13 protein-coding genes and 1 pseudogene are annotated in these 15,835 nt (G+C 74.5%); 9 read left to right on the top strand and 5 right to left on the bottom strand.

The window, feature by feature from the left end; genetic code table 11:
- Positions 1-14 precede the first annotated feature (14 nt).
- The 3 genes from ACFY7H_RS15305 to ACFY7H_RS15315 form a co-directional block, all read right to left on the bottom strand.
- Positions 15-827: an Fpg/Nei family DNA glycosylase gene (locus ACFY7H_RS15305; protein ID WP_388938159.1), complete on the bottom strand. Its 813-nt coding sequence runs from the start codon at positions 825-827 to the stop codon at positions 15-17.
- A 101-nt stretch (positions 828-928) separates the two neighbouring features.
- Positions 929-1,645 (bottom strand): hypothetical protein, encoded by a 717-nt coding sequence (locus tag ACFY7H_RS15310; protein ID WP_388938161.1) that lies wholly within the window; start codon positions 1,643-1,645, stop codon positions 929-931.
- A 167-nt stretch (positions 1,646-1,812) separates the two neighbouring features.
- Positions 1,813-6,405 (bottom strand): ATP-dependent helicase, encoded by a 4,593-nt coding sequence (locus ACFY7H_RS15315; protein ID WP_388938163.1) that lies wholly within the window; start codon positions 6,403-6,405, stop codon positions 1,813-1,815.
- An 80-nt stretch (positions 6,406-6,485) separates the two neighbouring features.
- Between ACFY7H_RS15315 and ACFY7H_RS15320 the strand changes: the two genes are divergently transcribed.
- The 3 genes from ACFY7H_RS15320 (at position 6,486) to ACFY7H_RS15330 (ending at position 8,473) form a co-directional block, all read left to right on the top strand.
- On the top strand, positions 6,486-7,319 hold the full coding sequence (locus ACFY7H_RS15320; protein ID WP_388938165.1) for an AraC family transcriptional regulator: 834 nt from the start codon (positions 6,486-6,488) through the stop codon (positions 7,317-7,319).
- Positions 7,320-7,448: 129 nt separating this feature from the next.
- Positions 7,449-8,168 carry an AzlC family ABC transporter permease gene (locus ACFY7H_RS15325; protein ID WP_388938646.1) on the top strand — a complete coding sequence of 240 codons (720 nt, stop codon included), beginning with the start codon at positions 7,449-7,451 and terminating at the stop codon, positions 8,166-8,168.
- Complete coding sequence (locus ACFY7H_RS15330) at positions 8,165-8,473, top strand: AzlD domain-containing protein (RefSeq protein ID WP_388938167.1); 309 nt, start codon at positions 8,165-8,167, stop codon at positions 8,471-8,473. Before ACFY7H_RS15325 ends, ACFY7H_RS15330 begins: the two co-directional genes overlap by 4 nt.
- Here the strand turns inward: ACFY7H_RS15330 and ACFY7H_RS15335 are convergent.
- Positions 8,442-9,470 (bottom strand): hypothetical protein, encoded by a 1,029-nt coding sequence (locus ACFY7H_RS15335; protein WP_388938169.1) that lies wholly within the window; start codon positions 9,468-9,470, stop codon positions 8,442-8,444. The two genes, ACFY7H_RS15330 and ACFY7H_RS15335, sit on opposite strands and share 32 nt — an antisense overlap.
- An 80-nt stretch (positions 9,471-9,550) precedes the next feature.
- Here ACFY7H_RS15335 and ACFY7H_RS15340 point away from each other — a divergent pair, with 80 nt between their 5' ends.
- Both ACFY7H_RS15340 and ACFY7H_RS15345 read left to right on the top strand, forming a co-directional pair.
- The gene (locus tag ACFY7H_RS15340; RefSeq protein WP_388938171.1) at positions 9,551-9,745 is read left to right on the top strand and encodes a DUF3046 domain-containing protein; all 195 of its coding nucleotides are present in this window, start codon (positions 9,551-9,553) and stop codon (positions 9,743-9,745) included.
- A 337-nt stretch (positions 9,746-10,082) separates the two neighbouring features.
- Positions 10,083-11,174 carry an AI-2E family transporter gene (locus tag ACFY7H_RS15345; protein WP_388938648.1) on the top strand — a complete coding sequence of 364 codons (1,092 nt, stop codon included), beginning with the start codon at positions 10,083-10,085 and terminating at the stop codon, positions 11,172-11,174.
- Here ACFY7H_RS15345 and ACFY7H_RS15350 read toward each other — a convergent pair.
- Entirely contained in the window at positions 11,128-11,883 is a 756-nt protein-coding gene (locus ACFY7H_RS15350; protein WP_388938173.1) for a Clp protease N-terminal domain-containing protein, read from the bottom strand. The two genes, ACFY7H_RS15345 and ACFY7H_RS15350, sit on opposite strands and share 47 nt — an antisense overlap.
- 132 nt (positions 11,884-12,015) lie before the next feature.
- Here ACFY7H_RS15350 and ACFY7H_RS15355 point away from each other — a divergent pair, with 132 nt between their 5' ends.
- From ACFY7H_RS15355 to recX, 4 genes and pseudogenes are all read left to right on the top strand, one after another.
- The gene (locus ACFY7H_RS15355) at positions 12,016-12,588 is read left to right on the top strand and encodes an HPP family protein (RefSeq protein ID WP_388938175.1); all 573 of its coding nucleotides are present in this window, start codon (positions 12,016-12,018) and stop codon (positions 12,586-12,588) included.
- Between the two features lie 376 nt (positions 12,589-12,964).
- A complete protein-coding gene (locus ACFY7H_RS15360) occupies positions 12,965-13,795 on the top strand; it encodes a serine protease (RefSeq protein WP_388938177.1) in 831 nt (276 codons plus the stop codon).
- Between the two features lie 331 nt (positions 13,796-14,126).
- Positions 14,127-15,233: a recombinase RecA gene (recA, locus tag ACFY7H_RS15365; protein ID WP_388938180.1), complete on the top strand. Its 1,107-nt coding sequence runs from the start codon at positions 14,127-14,129 to the stop codon at positions 15,231-15,233.
- A pseudogene (gene recX / locus ACFY7H_RS15370) lies at positions 15,155-15,811 on the top strand (recombination regulator RecX); the annotation flags it as partial. The gene recA and the pseudogene recX, both read left to right, overlap by 79 nt.
- Between the last annotated feature and the right edge of the window lie 24 nt (positions 15,812-15,835).

Below are 15,835 nucleotides of genomic sequence, written 5' to 3' on the forward strand. Positions count from 1 at the left end.
TATCTGACGGACCGTCAACGGCCGGGGTGATCCGGAACCGGTCCGCTCTGACAGCCCGGGCACCAGTACGTGGGCCGGCCGTCCTGCGGGGCCTCGCGTACCGGGGTGCCGCAGCGCAGGCAGGGGCGGCGGGCGCGTCCGTAGACGAAGAGCTCCCGGCCGGGGCGGCGGATGCCGGTGGTGTTGCGGGAGCCTCCGTGGCCGGCGTTGGCCGCCAGGAGGCGCTGGGCGGCGGCCGCGACGCGGGGGAGGGTGGTTTCGGGGTCGGGGAGCGCGCCGACCGGGGTCCAGGGCGTGACCTGGGCCAGGAAGCAGAGCTCGCACTTGTAGATGTTGCCGATGCCCGCCAGGTTGCGCTGGTCGAGCAGGGCCTCGCCGAGGGGGCGGCCGGGGTCCGCGAGGAGGTTGGCGGCGGCCCGGGTCTGGTCCCAGTCGGGGCCGAGCAGGTCGGGGCCCAGGTGGCCCACGGCCCGCGCCTCGTCGGCGGTGCGCAGCAGTTCCAGTACGGGGAGCCGGTAGCCGACCGCGGTGGCGTCGGCGGTGGCCAGTACGGCCCGGATCTCGAAGGCGGGTCCGCCGCGCCACTTCTCGCCGGGGCCGAAGAGGTTCCAGGTGCCGTCCATCCCGAGGTGGCTGTGGAGGGTGAGGCCGCCTTCGAGGCGGGCGAGGAGGTGCTTGCCCCGCGGGGTGACGCCGAGGGTGGTGCGCCCGGTGAGGTCGGCGGTGGCGAAGCGGGGCACGCGCAGGTCGGCGTGGGTGAGGGGTTTGCCCGCGAGGGCGGCGTGCAGACGGGCCGCCGCGCGGTGGACGCTGTCTCCTTCGGGCATGGGGCCATTGTCGGCCCTGGGAACGCGCGGAACCCCCCGGGCGGGGTCGCCGCGCGGGGGGTCCGGGCATCAGGAGGCGGGAGGGCCCGGTGGGCCGCCCGTCACTTCCAGGTGAGGCTCTTCTGCGGCGGGCTGCTCAGGTTGTTGTACGGGTTGCCCCAGTACTCGGCGCCTGAGACCTTGGCCGCGGCCGGCGCCAGGGCGATCACGCAGTTGGTCTGCGACTGGCCGTTGGTGAAGCCCTTCGGCAGCGAGTTGTCCTTGCACTTGTCGAACTTGCCGATGACCGAGACGCCCTGCGCCTCGCTGCCGTCGCCGAGCAGGCCCTTGATGTGGCCGACCGAGGAGTAGGAGAGGTCCGTCGTGCCGGTGTTCTTGACCGTGTAGCGGATGTAGTAGGGCACCAGTCCCTTGGCCTTGTCGCCGAGCTTGAGCGGCTCCAGGTCGGCCGGGTCGCCCTGCTCGATCGAGGCGACGGTGAGGGCGAGCTGGCCGCCCTTGTTGCTGCCGTAGCTGAACGGCACGGTGGCCGTCTCACCGATCTTGAAGGCCTGGCCGGACTTCGCCACGGCGCCGCCGCCGGAACCGCCCGGGGCCGGTGAAGCGCTCGCCGAGCCGTCGTAACCGGCCGCCGGGGAGCTGGGCGCCGCCGGGGCGCTCGGCTGGGCCGACGAGCCGGCGGACGCGGCGGCGGACGGTGCGGCCGGAGCCGCCGGGATCTCCTCGTCGCCGTCCTGGCAGCCGGTCAGGACGAGGGCTCCGGCCACGGCGAGGCCGGCCGCGGCGAGGGTGCTTCTGCGCATGGTGTTGGTGCTCACTGTCTGGTCCCCCATGGATGCGCACCGCCGAGCGCGGTGCCTGTGAGCACCTTTGATAAGCCACGGATAAGCGGCTGGGCCAGCTCAGAGGCCCTTGCGGAGCGGCTGGCAGCCGTTTCGTGACATGCCCAAGACATACGTGTCCGGGCCGAGACCGGACCGCCGCCTCAGCTGCGCAGCCGCAGCCCCCTCGGGGTGGCGTGGAAACCGGCCGCCTCCAGGGCCGGGCCCAGCGAGGAGGTCAGCGCCGCCGCCGCGTTGATCCGCTCCACCGTCAGCGCCGGCAGGGTGCCCGCGCGCGAGCCCGCGACCAGCGCCTGCGTGGCCGCCGCCAACCGCGGATCCCCGGGATCCGGCCACGCCAGCAGGGTCTTGCCGCCGCGCTCCAGGTACAGGGTCAGCTCGCCGTCGACCAGGACCACCAGGGACCCCGCCTTGCGGCCCGGCTTGTGCGTGGCGCCCGCCGGAGGCTCGGGCCACGGCAGGGCCGCCCCGTACGCGTTCGCCGGATCGGCGGCGGCCAGCACCACCGCCGCCAGCGGGGGAGGGTTCTTCTCGGCCGCGCGGAGCCGGTCCACCGCGCCGTCCATCGCGAACTGGGCCGCGCCCAGCCCCTCCACCACGTACCCCCGGCGGGCCTGGCCGCTGTCCTCGAACGCCGACAGCACCCGGTAGACCGCGCTGAAGCCGCCCTCGACGCCCTCCGCCGCCACGGCCCCCCGGGTCACCACCCCGTGCCGGTCCAGCAGCGTGCGCGCCAGGGCGTGGGCACGGTGGGTCGGATCCGGGGCCGGCGCGGGCAGCAGGGACCAGCGGCCCGAGACCGTGGGCGGGCCCGTACGGGACACCGTGGCGCCCAGGCTGCCGTACCGGCCGCGCGGCACCGTACGCCGCGCCCGGTGCGCGGTCGCCCCCGCCGTGCGGCCCGAGCCCAGCAGGGAGCGCAGGGGGGCCAGGGTGTCGTTCGTCAGCCGGCCCGACCAGGCCAGGTCCCAGAGCACCTCGGACAGCTCCAGGTCGGAGGCCTCCGGGTGGCGGGCGCGGACCGACTGGGTGATCTGCCGGAAGAACAGGCCGTACCCGCCCGAGAGGCTCTCCAGCACCGCCTGGTGCAGCGGCCCCAGCTCCAGCGGATGCGGCTCGGGGAGCAGCAGCGGAGCGGACTCCGCCAGGTACAGGGAGACCCAGCCGTCCTTGCCCGGCAGGGCCCCCGCGCCCGCCCACACCACCTCCCCGGTGGTGGTCAGCTCGTCCAGCAGTGTCGGCGAATACCCCGCCACCCGCGAGGGCAGGACCAGCCGCTCCAGCGCCGAGGCCGGCACCGGTGCCCCCTGGAGCTGCTCCACGGCCCGGGCCAGACCGTCGATCCCGCGCAGGGCCCCGCCCAGATGCTGCCACTGGGGCAGGAACGTGGCCAGGGAGGACGGCGGGACCGGCTCCAGCTCCTGGCGCAGCGCGGCCAGCGAACGCCGCCGCAGCCTGCGCAGCACCGTCGCGTCGCACCACTCCTGGCCGATGCCCGCCGGATGGAACTCGCCCTGAACCACCCGGCCCGCCGCGGCGAGCCGGTGCAGGGCGCCCTCGGTCACCGCCGCGCCCAGGCCCAGCCGGGCGGCCACCGCGGCCGTGGTGAAGGGCCCGTGGGTGCGCGCGTACCGGGCCAGGAGATCGCCCAGCGGATCCTTGACGGGCTCGGTGAAGGCCTCCGGCACCCCGACCGGCAGGGCCGTGCCCAGCGCGTCCCGCAGCCGGCCCGCGTCCTCGATCGCCGCCCAGTGTTCCGCGCCGCCGATCCGCACCCGGATGGCCCGCCGGGCCGCCTCCAGCGCCCGCGGCCAGGCGGGCTCCGCCCCGCGCTCGGCCAGCTCGGCATCCGTCAGCGGGCCCAGCAGGCGCAGCAGGTCCGCCACCGACTCGGCGTCCTTGGCGCGCCGGTCCTCCGTCAGCCACTGGAGCTCCCGCTCCAGCTCCTCCAGGACCTCCGCGTCGAGCAGCTCCCGCAGCTCCGCCTGGCCCAGCAGCTCCGCCAGCAGCCGCGAGTCCAGCGAGAGCGCCGCCGCCCGCCGCTCGGCCAGCGGCGAGTCGCCCTCGTACAGGAACTGGGCGACGTAACCGAACAGGAGCGAGCGGGCGAACGGCGAGGGCTCGGGAGTGGTGACCTCGACCAGGCGGACCCGGCGCGCCTCGATGTCCCCCATCAGCTCGGCCAGGCCCGGTACGTCGAACACGTCCTGGAGGCATTCGCGTACAGCTTCCAGCACGATCGGGAAGGAGCCGAACTCCGAGGCCACCTGAAGCAGTTGGGAGGCGCGCTGGCGCTGCTGCCACAGCGGGGTGCGCTTGCCGGGACTGCGGCGGGGCAGCAGCAGGGCACGCGCCGCGCACTCGCGGAACCGGGAGGCGAACAGGGCCGAGCCGCCCACCTGTTCGGTGACGATCCCGGAGACCTCGCCCCGGTCGAAGGTGACGTCGGCCGCGCCCAGCGGGGCCTGTTCGTCATCGAACTCGAAGGGCGCCGGCCGGGCCGGGTCGTGGTCCAGCAGATCCATGGAGAGCAGGTCGGCATCGGGCAGGCGCAGCACGATCCCGTCGTCGGCGTGCATCACCTGGGCGTCCATGCCGTACTTCTCCGCGAGACGGGCACCCAGCGCCAGCGCCCACGGGGCGTGCACCTGGGCGCCGAAGGGGGAGTGGACGACGACCCGCCAGTCGCCGAGCTCGTCCCGGAACCGCTCCACCAGGATGGTCCGGTCGTCCGGCACGTGCCCGCAGGCCGCCCGCTGCTCCGCCAGGTACGCCAGCACATTGCCCGCGGCCCAGCCGTCCAGGCCGGCCGCCAGCAGCCGCAGCCGGGCGTCCTCGTCGGAGAGCGCGCCGAGCTCCCGCAGGAACGCGCCCACCGCACGCCCCAGTTCGAGGGGCCGGCCCAGCTGGTCGCCCTTCCAGAACGGCAGCCGGCCCGGCACCCCGGGGGCGGGCGTGACCAGGACCCGGTCGCGGGTGATGTCCTCGATCCGCCAGGAGGTGGTGCCCAAGGTGAACACGTCGCCCACGCGGGACTCGTAGACCATCTCCTCGTCCAGCTCGCCGACCCGGCCCCCGCCCTTCTTCGGGTCGGCGCCCGCGAGGAACACCCCGAACAGGCCCCGGTCCGGGATCGTGCCGCCGGAGGTCACCGCGAGGCGCTGCGCGCCGGGCCGGCCGGTGATCGTCCCCGCCACCCGGTCCCACACCACCCGGGGCCTCAGCTCCGCGAAAGCGTCCGAGGGATAACGGCCCGCCAGCATGTCCAGCACCGAGGTGAACGCCGACTCGGGCAGCGCCGCGAAGGGCGCCGCCCGCCGCACCAGCGCGAGCAGCTCGTCCAGCTGCCAGGTGTCCATCGCGGTCATCGCCACCAGCTGCTGGGCGAGCACGTCCAGCGGGTTGGAGGGGATCCGCAGCGACTCGATCGCCCCGGTCCGCATCCGCTCGGTCACCACGGCGGCCTGGACCAGGTCGCCCCGGTACTTCGGGAAGACCACACCGGTGGAGACCGCGCCCACCTGATGCCCGGCGCGGCCCACGCGCTGGAGCCCCGACGCCACCGACGGCGGCGACTCCACCTGCACCACCAGGTCCACGGCGCCCATGTCGATGCCCAGCTCCAGGCTGGAGGTGGCCACCACGGCGGGCAGCCGCCCCGCCTTCAGGTCCTCCTCGACCAGCGCCCGCTGCTCCTTGGACACCGAACCGTGGTGGGCGCGGGCCAGCAGCGGCGGGGCACCCAGGGCCGCACCCGACTGGGCCATGACCTCGGCCGGGGGCGGCGCGCCCTCGGCGAGCGGCGTGCCCGTCGCGCGCTCGTGGGCGATCTCGTTGAGCCGGTTGCACAGGCGCTCCGCGAGACGGCGCGAGTTGGCGAACACGATCGTCGAGCGGTGGGCCTGCACCAGGTCCGCGATCCGCTCCTCCACATGGGGCCAGATCGACGGCTTGTCGCCGCCCTCCCGGCCCTCGGTCGCCGGGGAGCCCCCCAGCTCCCCCATGTCCTCGACCGGGACGACCACCGACAGGTCGAACTCCTTCGTGGACGGCGGCTGCACGATCTCCACCCTGCCGCGCGGCGCGAGGTAACGGGCCACCTCCTCCACCGGTCGGACCGTCGCCGACAGGCCGATCCGGCGGGCCGGACGGGGCAGCAGCTCGTCCAGCCGCTCCAGGGACAGCGCCAGGTGGGCGCCGCGCTTGGTCCCGGCGACCGCGTGCACCTCGTCCAGGATCACCGTCTCCACCCCCGCCAGCGCCTCCCGCGCCGCCGAGGTCAGCATCAGGAACAGGGACTCCGGAGTGGTGATCAGGATGTCCGGCGGCCGGGTCGCCAGCGCCCGTCGCTCGGCGGCCGGGCTGTCCCCCGAGCGGATCCCCACCCGGATATCCGGCTCCGGCAGGCCGAGGCGGGCCGACTCCTGCCGGATCCCCGTCAGCGGGCTGCGCAGATTGCGCTCCACGTCGACCGCCAGGGCCTTCAGCGGGGACACGTACAGCACCCGGCAGCGCTTGCGCGCCTCGGCGGGAGGCGGCTGCGAGGCGAGCCGGTCCAGGGCGGCGAGGAAGGCGGCCAGGGTCTTGCCGGAACCGGTCGGCGCCACGACCAGGACGTCCGAACCCTCCCCGATGGCCCGCCACGCGCCCTCCTGGGCGGCCGTGGGCGTACGGAAGGCCCCCGTGAACCACGAGCGGGTCGCGGGGGAGAACGAGTCGAGCGCAGCGCCTGCCATGCCCCCATCGTGCACCCCGCCACTGACAGGGCGGCCGACCTGGGCAAACGCGCCGCCGGAGCGGCGCGCAGAATGAGGGCATGGGGACGGACGGCGGACGCGGGGAATGGGCACGGCACTGGCGGTACGAGGAACTGCCCGGGCTGGACCTGCTGCGCGCCCACTACGTACGCCACACCTTCCCGCGCCACGCCCACGAGGGCTACGTCATCGCCGCCGTCACCGGCGGCGTCGAGGAGATCGGCCTGCCCGGCGGCACCGTACGGGCCGGGCCGGGCAGCGTCGTGCTGATCAACCCGGAAGTCGCGCACACCGCCCGCGCCGGAGCCCCCGAGGGCTGGGCGTACGCCACCCTCTACGCCCCCCGGGACCTGATCGCCGAGGTCGCCGCCGAGATCGCCACCCCGCGCGGCACCCCCGGCTTCACCGCCGACACGGTCGCCGACGCGCAGGGCGCGCGGGCCGTCAGCGAGGTGCACCGGGCCGCCGAGGCGGGGAACGCGCTGGCCGCCGACACCCTGCTGCGGGGCGTGGTGGCCAGGATGCTCAGCCGGTACGCCGGCCCGCTGCCCGCCCGCACGGTCCGCGGCGCGGGCGCCGCCGACGCCGAACGGGCCCGGGCCGTGCTGGAGGAGCGGATGGCGCGGCCGCCCTCGCTGGAGCAGCTCGCGGCCGGGCTCGGGACCAGCCCCTTCGCCCTGCTGCGCGCCTTCCGGGAGCGGTACGGGATGCCCCCGCACACCTGGCTGACCGACGCCCGGGTCCGCAGGGCGCGCCGGCTGCTCGACGCGGGGGTCCCGCCCGCCGAGGCGGCCGTCACCGTCGGCTTCACCGACCAGCCGCACCTGAACCGGCACTTCACCCGGATCGTCGGCGTCCCGCCGGGCGCCTACCGGCGTGAGCGGGCCGGTTAGGCCCCCGCCCCACGGCAACGGCAACGGCAGCGGGGGCACCGCGCCGCCGGCGCCGGGCCGGCGCGCGCAAGAACGTACAAGACCCGCCCGCACCGCCCCGCGTACGTTCGCGGCGTGGGAGAACAACGAATGGTGATGCGGGAGGCCCCCCGGGGGGCCGTCGACGGCAGGCCGCGCGCCGCCGTCGTGCGGGATTCGCTCGGGGTCGGCGTGGCCGTCGGGCTGTCGGGGTTCGCGTTCGGGGTGACGGCGGCCGGGGCCGGGATCAGCGTGCTCCAGGCCTGTGTGCTGAGCTTGCTCGTCTTCACCGGCGCCTCGCAGTTCGCGCTGGTCGGAGCCCTCGCGGCGGGCGGGAACCCGTTCACCGCCGCCGCCGGGGCCTTCTTCCTCGGCACCCGCAACGCCTTCTACGGGCTGCGGCTGTCCCAGCTGCTCGCGCTGCCGAGGGCCGTACGGCCCCTCGCCGCGCACTGGGTGATCGACGAGACCACCGCCGTGGCCCTGGCACAGCCCGACCGCCGGTCGGCCCGGATCGGCTTCACCGTGACCGGGCTCGCCCTGTACGTGCTGTGGAACCTCACCACCCTGCTGGGCGCGCTCGGCGCCGAGGCCATCGGGGACACCGCCGCGTGGGGGCTGGACGCCGCCGGACCCGCCGTGTTCCTCGCCCTGCTCGCGCCGATGCTGAAGAGCGCCACCGAGCGTGCCGTCGCCGCCCTCGCCCTGGTGCTGGGGCTGGGCTTCCTGCCGGTGCTGCCCGCCGGGGTGCCCGTGCTGATCGCCGCGCTGGCCGCGCCCGCGGTGCTGTGGCTGAAGGGCTGCCGATCGCCGAAGGGAGGGCACTCGTGAACGTCTGGATCGCCATCGGGCTCACCGTCGCCGGATGCTACGCCGTCAAGCTCGCCGGACTGCTCGTGCCGGCGGGGGCTTTGGAGCGGCCCGTCGTACGGAGGCTCTCCGCCCTGCTGCCCGTCGCGCTGCTCGCCGCGCTCACCGCCCAGCAGACCTTCAGCACCGGCCACGCGCTGGTCCTCGACGCCCGGGCAGCCGGCCTCGCCGCCGCCGGGGCCGCGCTGCTGCTGCGGGCCCCGTTCCTGGTGGTCGTCGGCGCGGCGGTCGTGGTCACCGCGGGCGTCCGGGCCCTGGGAGGCTGACCCCGCCGGCCTCGTCGGGCGCCTCCGGCGGCCGCCCGTACGCCCGCAGCGTCAGCAGGGCCTCCAGGGTCGCGATCGGCCGCCGCTCCAGCGAGCTGCCCGGCGCCCAGGCCCGGCGGCGGACCGGCCAGCCTCCGTCGGGCTGCTGCTCCGCCGCGAGGAAGTCCAGCGAGCGCCGCATCTCCTCGTCGGTGAACCAGCCCCGGGCCAGCGACTCCGGCCGCCGCGCGTAGTCGTACGGGAACAGCTGCTCGCCCGGTGCGCCGCCGGGCACGGCCGGGTACTCCGCGCGCCGGTCCGGTTCGAGCACCGCCAGCCGCCGCTCGCGCACCAGCCGGCCCAGCCGGTCGGCGGCCGCCGCGGCGCGGGCCCGGTCGGGGGCGCCGTCGAGGAAGGCCACCGCGCCGCGGACCTCGTACGGGTGAGGGCGGCGCAGCGTCTCGACCCGCTCCCAGCAGAAGTCCGTGGCCCGGAAGAGCCAGGCGTGCCAGATCCGGTTGCGGTGCAGCACCCCGACGACGGGGCCGGTGGTCAGCAGCGACCCCGGCGGGTCGTCGCACACCGGGTGGTAGGGGGCGGCCGGATAGTCGCGCGGGCCCGGGACGACCAGCGGGAGCGCGCCCTCCGGGGTCGATACCCGGGTCAGGTGGCGGCAGAGCCGCTCGACGCGCTGCCCGGCGCACCGGCCGAGGGCGTCGAGGATCCGCAGGGCGTACGCGGTGTGCAGGGGCTGGCTCAGCGGGCCGCGCAGGTCGGGGTCGAGCGCGTGCCCGTAGCCCCCGTCCTCGCCGAGGTAGGAGCCGAGCGCGGCGTCCACCGCGTCGGGAGCCCCGCCGAGGAAGTGGAACGCGAACCGCCGCTGCTCCAGCACCCGGGCCGTCAGCCAGACGAACCGCTCGGCGCGGGCCAGCGGGGTGGACGCGGCAGGAGGGGTGGAGGGGGCCGAGGGGGCGGCCGGGCCCGGGGGGGCCGGCGCGGAAGCTTCGTCTCCAGGCATGCGTGACACCGTAGGGCGCGCGCACCGGGGCGCAGGGGGCAACGGGGCCGGTGCACTCTCCGGGGCGGGATACTGGAGGCATGCGGTTGACGATTTTCTGGGAGCGGATGGCCGAGCACTTCGGCGCGGCCTACGCGGACTCCTTCGCCCGGGACCACGTGATGGCCGAACTGGGCGGACGCACCGTCCACCAGGCGCTGGACGCCGGCTGGGAGGCCAAGGACGTGTGGCGCGCGGTGTGTTCCGCGATGGACGTGCCGGCCTCGCTGCGCTGACGCGCCGCCCGGTCCGCCCCCGCGCGGGCGAGCCGGGCCCGCGCGGGACCGACGGGCGCGCACGGCGGGCCGGATGGCTTCGTGGTCAGGGCCGACGGTGGGACAGACTGGACGCGTGGCAGCGAAAGACGAGACGACCGGCCGGCCCGAAGCCCCGCAGGACGCGGGGCTTCGGGCCGGCCCCGTGGCCCCGGCGGGGCCGCTCCTCCCGGGGCGCGGCGACGCGGACGGCGGCCCCGGGAACCCTTCGCCCGGTACCGCCCCGGCGGCCGGCGCGGGCGACGGGGCCGATGACCCACCCGGCACCGCCGTGGCGGGCGCGGACGCGGACGCGCGGATGCCGCGCTGGCTGCCCCGCGCCGTGGTCCTCGTACTGGCCCTCGTCGCCTGCTTCCAGCTCGGCAGCTGGGCCTTCCACCAGCTGACCGGGCTGCTCGTCAACATCCTGATCGCGTTCTTCCTCGCGCTCGCGATCGAACCGGCCGTGGCCAGGATGGCGGCCCGCGGCATGCGCCGCGGGCTCGCCACCTTCCTGGTGTTCCTGGCCGTCTTCGCCTTCGCCGCCGGATTCCTCGCGCTGCTCGGCTCCATGCTCGCCGGGCAGATCATCGAGATGGTCGAGGGCTTCCCGCGCTACCTCGACTCGGTGATCGACTCGATCAACCGGACCTTCCGCACCGAACTGTCCCGGCTGGAGATCCAGGACAGCCTGCTGCGTTCCGAATGGCTCCGGAAGTACGTGCAGAACAGCGCCAGCGGGGTGCTCGACGTGTCCGCCACCGTGCTGGGCGGGCTCTTCAGGCTGCTGACGGTCTTCCTGTTCTCCTTCTACTTCGCCGCCGACGGGCCCAGGCTGCGGCGCGCGCTGTGCTCCGTACTGCCGCCCGCCAAGCAGCGCGAGGTGCTGCGCGCCTGGGAGATCGCGGTGGTGAAGACGGGCGGCTACCTGTACTCGCGCGGACTGATGGCGCTGGTCTCCGGCATCGCGCACTACGTGCTCTTCGCGGTGCTCGACGTGCCGTACGCGCCCGCGCTCGCCGTGTGGGTGGGGCTGGTCTCCCAGTTCATCCCCACCATCGGCACCTATCTGGCGGGCGCGCTGCCGATGCTGATCGCCTTCGCCGTCAATCCGTGGTTCGCCCTGTACGTCCTCGGGTTCGTGGTGGTCTACCAGCAGTTCGAGAACTACGTGCTCCAGCCGAAGCTGACCTCCAAGACGGTGGACATCCACCCCGCCGTGGCCTTCGGGTCGGTCATCGCGGGCACCGCCCTCCTGGGCGCGGTCGGGGCGCTCGTCGCGATCCCGGCCGTCGCCACCCTGCAGGCCTTCCTCGGCGCTTACGTGAAGCGGTACGAGCTGACGGGCGCGGCGTCCGGCGGGGCTACTTCTCTCCGTCGCCGCCGAGTACGGCTGCGAGGACTTCGGTGACGGTCGCCTCGGCGGCGGCCTTGTCCAGGCCGGCGCCGCTGAGCGGGCCTTCGCCGTTCTCCAGCTCCAGGAGCGCGAGCAGGATGTGCTCGGTGCCGACGTAGCCGTGGCCCAGGCGCAGGGCCTCGCGGAAGGTGAGCTCCAGGGCCTTCTTGGCGTTCGCGTCGAAGGGGACGAGCTCGGGGACGTCCTGCTCCGCCGGGGGGAGCGAGGCGGTCGCGGCGGCGCGCAGGGCTTCCGGGGTGACGCCGCGGGAGGTGAGGACGTGGCCGGCCAGGCCTTCGGGTTCGGCGAGCAGCCCGAGCAGCAGGTGCTCGGTGCGGATCTCGGTGTTGCCGGCGGCGCGGGCCTCGTTCTGTGCGGCCATGACGACGTTGCGGGCGCGGGGGGTGAAGCGGCCGAAGCCCGCGTTCGGGTCGAGGCCCGGGTCGCCGTCCTTGTCCGCCTTGGGGACGAAGCGCTTCTGCGCGGCCTGGCGGGTGACGCCCATGCTGCGGCCGATGTCGGTCCAGGAGGCGCCGGAGCGGCGGGCCTGGTCGACGAAGTGGCCGATGAGGTGGTCGGCCACGTCGCCGAGGTGTTCGGCGGCGACGACGGCGTCGCTGAGCTGGTCGAGGGTGTCGGAGTGGACCTTCTTGATGGCCTCGATCAGGTCGTCGAGGCGTACCGGGTTGGTCATGCGAACGGGTTCCACCGAAGGGTTCGTCATGGATGCAACCCTAGGTTGACAGTGGGGGAGTGTCAACCAAGGGTTGTCACCCTGGCGCGCGCGAAGGTGTGGCCGGAGGGAGTGGGGCGCCTTATAGGGCTGGGATGTGAGGGGTGTGTAGATCTGGCCCCCATGAGCGTGGACACGAGTGACACCCGTAGGGGCCGGGCCGCGAAGGCGCCCGGTCGCGCCCGCCCGGCCCTCCCGGGCTCGCTGGCGGGACGGGCCCCCGCGCCCGCGGCGCCCGCCCGGGTCACCGCCCTGCACAGCGGCGGGGTCGCGGCGGCCGCACTGCTGGCGCTCGTCGGCATCGGGGCGGTGTTGCGCGAGCCGGTGCTGATCCCGCCGATCGCGGCGAGCGCGGCGATCGTCTACGGGGTACCCGCGCTGCCGCTGGCGCAGCCGCGCAGTGTCGTCGCCGGGCACCTGCTGTGCGCGGCGGTGGGCTACCTGGGGCTGGCCTTGCTGGGGGACGCGCCGTGGGTGGCGGCGCTGGCGGCCGGGCTGGCGGTGGGGGTCATGACCCTGGCCCGGACCCCGCATTCGCCGACGGCGGCGACCACCGTGGTGGTGGTGCTCCAGGCGCCGGATCCGGTGGTGTTCGTACCGCTGCTCGCGGGGGCGGCGATGCTGCTGGTGCTGGCCGGGATGGCGGCCTCGCGCGCGCGGCGGGGGGCGGTGCGGTACCCCGTGTACTGGTGGTGAGCGGGGCGGGGGCGCAGGGGGCTGGGGGCGGGTTCCCTCCGCGGTGCCGGACCGTCAGGCGTCAGGCGGCGGGCCGGCCCTGACCTGTGAGCAGGCCGGTCCGTCGGGGGCACCGCAGAGTGCCGGCCGTTCCGGACGCCCTCCGTCCAGATCCGGACGGCCGGTCCATGCGCCCCGGTGTCGACGTTCCCGCTCGCCTCGCGGGATGTCGGAATGATTGCTTCCGGATGGCTTTCCGGGTGGGCTTCCGGCCGTTCCGGTGGATCCGGACCTCAACGGGGGAGGCCCTCTTGTGAGTTGTGGTCCTCGGGTTTGAGAATGCGCATGACAACCGAAGGATCTTCGGTCGCATCCGTCACCTGAGGGGACCCCCCACATGAACAAGCCTCTCGCCGCCGTCGCGCTCTCCTTACTCCTGACCGGAGTGGCAGCGGCCCCGGCCATGGCCTCGGCCACCGACGCCGCGCCCGCCGCCGCGGTCACCTACGCGGGCACGGTCGCGCTCAGCAACTGCTCCGGCTCCGTCGTCCGCGCCCCCGGTTCCCGGCCCGACGATCCCGCGCTCGTCCTGTCCAACGGCCACTGCCTGGAAACCGGCTTCCCGGCGCCCGGCGAGGTCCTCGTGAACCGTGCGTCCAGCCGTACGTTCTCCCTGCTCAACGCCGCCGGCTCGAAGGTCGCGACACTGCGGGCCAGCAAGATCGCGTACGGGACGATGACGGACTCGGACGTCTCGCTCTACCAGCTGACCAAGACGTACGCGCAGATCCAGAGCCAGTACGGGATCGGCGCGCTCACCCTCAACGACGCCCGCCCGGTGCAGGGTTCGTCCATCAAGGTCGTCTCCGGCTACTGGAAGCGCACCTACAGCTGCGACGTCGACGGGTTCGCGTACCGCCTCAAGGAGGGCGCCTGGACCTGGAAGGACTCGGTCCGCTACACCTCGTCCTGCAACACCATCGGCGGCACCTCGGGCTCCCCGGTCATCGACACGGCCACCGGCAAGGTCGTCGCCGTCAACAACACGGGCAACGAGGACGGCCAGCGCTGCACGGACAACAACCCGTGCGAGGTGGACGAGAGCGGCAACGTCACGGTCCGCCAGGGCATCAACTACGCCCAGCAGACCTACACCCTCGTCCCCTGCATCGGCCCCGGCAACCAGATCGACCTGAACCGCCCCGGCTGCGCCGTCCCGAAGCCGTAACCCCATCCGGCGCCCGTCCCCCGAGCCCCGGCCGCCACCCCACGGCGCCGGGGCTCGGTCCGTGCCGGGGCGCGCCCGATCCGCGGCGCGACGCGGTACACACGGCCGGGGCGGCCGACCGGAGCGCTAGGGTGACGCGCGGTGGCCGGTCTGAACGCTCAGTCACCCCGCACCGGCCGCCGGGGTGGGGCGTGGCCGGCTTGACAGGGAAATCGAACATCCATTCTGATGGGTTATCCACAGCCCGGACGGGCGTGGGAGCGCATTGTCAGTGGCAGGCGTTAGCGTCAATGGCGTGAAGCGATCGACTCAAGCAAACCGGGTGGAACCCATGGCAGGCACCGACCGCGAGAAGGCTCTCGACGCCGCGCTCGCACAGATTGAACGGCAATTCGGCAAGGGTGCGGTCATGCGCCTCGGCGACAAGCCGAACGACCCCATCGAGGTCATCCCCACCGGGTCGACCGCGCTGGACATCGCCCTCGGCGTCGGCGGTCTGCCGCGCGGCCGTGTGGTCGAGATCTACGGCCCGGAGTCCTCCGGTAAGACGACCCTGACCCTGCACGCCGTGGCCAACGCGCAGAAGGCCGGCGGCACCGTGGCCTTCGTGGACGCCGAGCACGCGCTCGACCCCGAGTACGCCCGGGCCCTGGGTGTGGACACCGACAACCTCATCCTGTCCCAGCCGGACACCGGTGAGCAGGCGCTCGAGATCGTCGACATGCTGGTCCGCTCCGGCGCGCTCGACCTGATCGTCATCGACTCCGTCGCGGCGCTCGTACCGCGCGCGGAGATCGAGGGCGAGATGGGCGACTCCCACGTGGGTCTCCAGGCCCGCCTGATGAGCCAGGCGCTCCGCAAGATCACCGGTGCCCTGAACCAGTCCAAGACCACCGCGATCTTCATCAACCAGCTCCGCGAGAAGATCGGCGTGATGTTCGGCTCGCCGGAGACCACGACCGGTGGCCGCGCGCTGAAGTTCTACGCCTCCGTGCGCATCGACATCCGCCGCATCGAGACCCTGAAGGACGGCACGGAGGCGGTCGGCAACCGCACCCGCTGCAAGGTCGTCAAGAACAAGGTCGCGCCCCCCTTCAAGCAGGCCGAGTTCGACATCCTCTACGGCCAGGGCATCAGCCGCGAGGGCGGCCTGATCGACATGGGCGTGGAGCACGGCTTCATCCGCAAGGCCGGCGCCTGGTACACGTACGAGGGTGACCAGCTGGGCCAGGGCAAGGAGAACGCCCGCAACTTCCTGAAGGACAACCCCGACCTCGCCAACGAGATCGAGCGGAAGATCAAGGAGAAGCTCGGCGTGGGCGTCCGCAAGGACAGCGAGGCCGTCGAGCCCGCCGCCGCGCCGGCGGCCGACGCCGCCGTGCCCGCCCCGGCGTCGAAGGCCAAGCCGGCGGCCAAGGCCGCCGTGGCCAAGAGCTGACCGTGCGGGAAGAGCAGGAGAGGGGCGGCAGGGCGAGGGGTGGCCGTGAGGGCCGCCAGGAACTGCCGCCCCAGAGTCCCGAGGAGCAGGCGCGGGCGATCTGCCTGCGCCTGCTCACCGGGATGCCGCGCACCCGGCGGCAGCTCGAGGAGGCCCTGGCGAAACGGGGCATCCCCGAGGAGGTGTCGCAGGAGGTCCTCTCCCGGTACGAGGAGGTGGGCCTGATCGACGACGCCGCCTTCGCCGGGGCCTGGGTGGAGTCCCGGCACCGCGGCCGGGGCCTGGCCCGCCGGGCGCTCGCGCAGGAGCTGCGGACCAAGGGGGTGCACACCACCCTCGTCCAGGAAGCGCTGGAGCAGCTCGACTCCGAGCAGGAGGAGCAGACCGCCCGGGAACTCGTCGAGCGCAAGCTCCGCGGCACCAGGGGGCTGGAGCGGGACAAGCGGCTCCGGCGCCTCGCCGGGATGCTCGCCCGCAAGGGGTACCCGGAGGGCATGGCCCTGCGGGTGGTCCGGCGCGCGCTGGAGGCCGAGGCCGAGCGCGGGGACGCCGACGAACCGGAGTACCCCGGGCGCTGAGCCTGGTCCGGCGGCCGGCGGCCG

The organism is Streptomyces sp. NPDC012794 (genome assembly GCF_042901085.1).
Taxonomy (GTDB): domain Bacteria; phylum Actinomycetota; class Actinomycetes; order Streptomycetales; family Streptomycetaceae; genus Streptomyces.

Bases quoted from the DNA above. Each gene is read 5' to 3' on its own strand.
- ACFY7H_RS15305 (WP_388938159.1), bottom strand. From the start codon at position 827: ATGCCCGAAGGAGACAGCGTCCACCGCGCGGCGGCCCGTCTGCACGCC.
- ACFY7H_RS15315 (WP_388938163.1), bottom strand. From the start codon at position 6,405: ATGGCAGGCGCTGCGCTCGACTCGTTCTCCCCCGCGACCCGCTCGTGG.
- ACFY7H_RS15320 (WP_388938165.1), top strand. From the start codon at position 6,486: ATGGGGACGGACGGCGGACGCGGGGAATGGGCACGGCACTGGCGGTAC.
- ACFY7H_RS15325 (WP_388938646.1), top strand. From the start codon at position 7,449: ATGGTGATGCGGGAGGCCCCCCGGGGGGCCGTCGACGGCAGGCCGCGC.
- ACFY7H_RS15335 (WP_388938169.1), bottom strand. From the start codon at position 9,470: ATGCCTGGAGACGAAGCTTCCGCGCCGGCCCCCCCGGGCCCGGCCGCC.
- ACFY7H_RS15340 (WP_388938171.1), top strand. From the start codon at position 9,551: ATGCGGTTGACGATTTTCTGGGAGCGGATGGCCGAGCACTTCGGCGCG.
- ACFY7H_RS15345 (WP_388938648.1), top strand. From the start codon at position 10,083: ATGCCGCGCTGGCTGCCCCGCGCCGTGGTCCTCGTACTGGCCCTCGTC.
- ACFY7H_RS15350 (WP_388938173.1), bottom strand. From the start codon at position 11,883: ATGACGAACCCTTCGGTGGAACCCGTTCGCATGACCAACCCGGTACGC.
- ACFY7H_RS15355 (WP_388938175.1), top strand. From the start codon at position 12,016: ATGAGCGTGGACACGAGTGACACCCGTAGGGGCCGGGCCGCGAAGGCG.
- ACFY7H_RS15360 (WP_388938177.1), top strand. From the start codon at position 12,965: ATGAACAAGCCTCTCGCCGCCGTCGCGCTCTCCTTACTCCTGACCGGA.
- recA (WP_388938180.1), top strand. From the start codon at position 14,127: ATGGCAGGCACCGACCGCGAGAAGGCTCTCGACGCCGCGCTCGCACAG.